The organism is Acinetobacter sp. YH16032 (assembly GCF_013417345.1).
In the GTDB taxonomy this organism is placed as follows: domain Bacteria; phylum Pseudomonadota; class Gammaproteobacteria; order Pseudomonadales; family Moraxellaceae; genus Acinetobacter.
This window is the reverse complement of the sequence record NZ_VPEE01000099.1, coordinates 1-2,862: the sequence shown is the minus strand read 5'-3', so window position 1 is coordinate 2,862 and position 2,862 is coordinate 1. Positions and strand designations below refer to the sequence as shown.

Annotated in this window: 2 protein-coding genes and 1 pseudogene; all 3 read left to right on the top strand. The window is 34.6% G+C overall.

Annotation, left to right across the window (positions count from 1 at the left end):
* Positions 1-530: 530 nt before the first annotated feature.
* The gene (locus tag FTV32_RS16380) at positions 531-815 is read left to right on the top strand and encodes a hypothetical protein (protein WP_180009727.1); all 285 of its coding nucleotides are present in this window, start codon (positions 531-533) and stop codon (positions 813-815) included.
* A gap of 198 nt (positions 816-1,013) precedes the next feature.
* A complete protein-coding gene (locus FTV32_RS16375; protein ID WP_180029111.1) occupies positions 1,014-2,165 on the top strand; it encodes a hypothetical protein in 1,152 nt (383 codons plus the stop codon).
* 105 nt (positions 2,166-2,270) lie between these two features.
* Positions 2,271-2,862 (top strand): annotated as a pseudogene (locus FTV32_RS16370) (hypothetical protein); the annotation flags it as partial.

The following is a 2,862-nucleotide window of genomic DNA, read 5'->3' as shown; positions in this document are numbered from 1 at the left end:
TGTTTTTTTTCATCAAATCAGCTTTAAAAAGCAGGTTTTGCCTACTTCTGCGCGTCCGTTTTACGGCTGGCATGTGGTGTGGGTGGATGGAATAAAGCGACGCTAGCGCACCACAGCGATTGTTTTACAGTAATGTAGAGCAGGAGTTGCTACTAGGGGATATCGACAAAGCAACAGCGTGATGAGTAGTTCAGGGATGCTTTAAATTGTATGTTGGGGAAACCCTCGCAGAGAGAAGTGACCTGTTCGGTTTGAGAACGTGTCGATGCGGTGTGTGAATCGTAATCTCAGCCTGTGTAGGAAAGCACAATTACCTACTGTCGTGGACGACCGATGCGTGGCTCCGTCAGCCCAAATTGGTGTTCGGCAATACTTTAAGAGCAAGCAATTTTTTGTAAGCTCTTAGGGTGAGTATTGCCGAAACTCTCTCAACATTCACCATCAGCCCAGAGTAAAACGAAGGCTGTGGAGAATGTTGAGAGAGTGAGAGCATTAAAAAAAATATTTTTATAAAATTAAATGGTGATGATATGAAATCTACTTTAGAAGATCTTGAATGGTTTGAAATGATGTTTATTGCAAATCATAGAGGTATAAAAACGCTAACATCTCAAATTAAAGAAGTTCGTAAAGAGTTAAAAGAAAAAGAAGCTTTAGTAGATCCTAAGGATGAATCTATTCAGAGTCTAAAATTGATTTTGAGTCATTTATTAGATTCCAGAAAATTTTTGAAAGAATATGAGCAAAAATTTGATCATATGCTGGGAATGCAAAGAATGTTTAGTGTTGATCTTGAACTTTTAAAAGATTTTTAGTCCTGGATTATTCGGGTATTGGAACTCTTATTTATACATTTACCAAAATTGATCAAAAAAAACGCTATTTTATAAAAATGGTGTTTTTTATTCTTTTTTAATCAAAGATAAACTTTTATGCTTTCCGCATAAAAAGCACATTTTGATTAAATAATGATCTACTACACAACAACGAAAACGGACTGTCTTCTCAGTCTCATGCAATGCATTTCAAATGGAAGTGCTAAGTTTTGGTTTTCTGATACTGTGCTTTTTTCAAAGTTCCATCATGTGCTTCCAAAATTAATTTTGAAGTATGGCCTCGATCTGACTGAATCTGAGCGTAAGAAAAAATCGGACTACGGGGAACCAGTATGGAGTCTGGTCATCAATTATGATCCAGCCAAAAGTGAGGTATTCCAGTTTTGGTTATTTACCACAGGCTACAGAGAAGCGCGAAGAAGTAAGCTGACGCTAAAAGAAATACTCGCCAAAAATTCGAGCATGGTACAGAAGCAAAAGTTGAATAGTCTTTTGACAACCAAAAGAGAAAAACTGTTGCACTATGGGGATTATGTACTGGGACAATACATTGAGTTTAGTGATCTTAAGCCACAATTTTCTCGGGTTTATTATCATCCTGAACGCTTTGGCGTTATTTTTAATGTTCATGCCAAGCGTGTAAAAACTATTGATAGTAACCAAGATCTGGTTTATCGGGTGTTTAAGCCTTTTGATGCATCTGATGTCAGGCGTTTTTCCAGTATTCAACGTATTTTCGGCTTTGCTTTTTTAGAAAATGAACATACACGTTGGAATCAGGCATCCGTGAGTGCATTTTTACTGCAACGGTTTGGAATTAAATTTAACGATGACGTGAGCTATAACGAGCGGTTGAAAGAGCTAACTCGTGCATTACGCGGGGTTCGTAAAAAGCATTTGGAGTTTTTTCAACGATATTCTCAGAAGAAAATCCGTTTTACCTGGTATCTATCGCAAGAATTTATGCAGTCGGCAACGCGGGAGTTGAATAAAAAAATTGATTTAATTTCGACTGAACAGGCTGATCGTTTGAAAGAAGCCACTTTTAGATTGAGTTCTAAGGGAACTTTTCATGGTACACGTCATCAAATTGGCACGTTACAGGCTAAAATGAGATCGATATTAAATGCCCGAAATCCCGAGCAGAAGAAGCTGAATCAAATGTATTTTCCAAAAAACTTACACTATGTACGCTTCACTGCCAAGAAGGCTTGGAGTATGAAAGAGTTTGAAGTGGCTTGTCGAAATGCAGATCAGATTTATTTGAATAAACGGAATAAGCGAAAGCCTAAAGATCAACGATTAAGAAGAGACAGAAAAAAATGCTAAAGCTTTTTTTCTTAAATTTCGCATAAGAGATTTTATGTTAAATAAAGCCTTTTAACTGACTAAAACTTATGAAAAAATGTATTTTTAATTCTTAAAATATTAAGTATGCATTCTTTAGCTCCGTACACTATAAGAACTTATGATCAGCAATATTTTAGACTTCATAATACTTATCCTCCTTTAGATAAGATTTTAGGTCGATTAGATCTTTATACGATTTTTAAGGATTGTTTTACTGAGAAAGGTATAGACTTTCATATAGTTGAAGATGAAAAGAAAATTTACAGAATCGTTGATCTTCAAGTTGATGATAAAACTAGAATTATTAAAGGTTTTTTACAACAAGGAAACTACGGTCTTAGGACTGCTATTATAAATATTGACACAGGAAAAATAGATTATGCAAAAACAGAAAAAAATGCTGAATTAATTAATTACTATTTTTATCTAAAAATTCCTCTTTCATATAATGAAGGCTTTGCATTTTTTCAGTGCTATAAAAGTGTAAGTGCTAAAACACTGATTTTTAACATTCTATATAAATATTACAAAGAAAAAAGCGGACTAGTATTACAATTTAAATCATTAACAGATGATAAATCTTTTGATGAATGGTATCAGAAAGGACAGGTGAACGAAATTAAACTGACTAAATTTACAGGTATCAATGATAAAGCTCAGAAAATCTCAAATTTAG

Bases quoted from the DNA above. Each gene is read 5' to 3' on its own strand.
- FTV32_RS16380 (WP_180009727.1), top strand. From the start codon at position 531: ATGAAATCTACTTTAGAAGATCTTGAATGGTTTGAAATGATGTTTATT.
- FTV32_RS16375 (WP_180029111.1), top strand. From the start codon at position 1,014: ATGCAATGCATTTCAAATGGAAGTGCTAAGTTTTGGTTTTCTGATACT.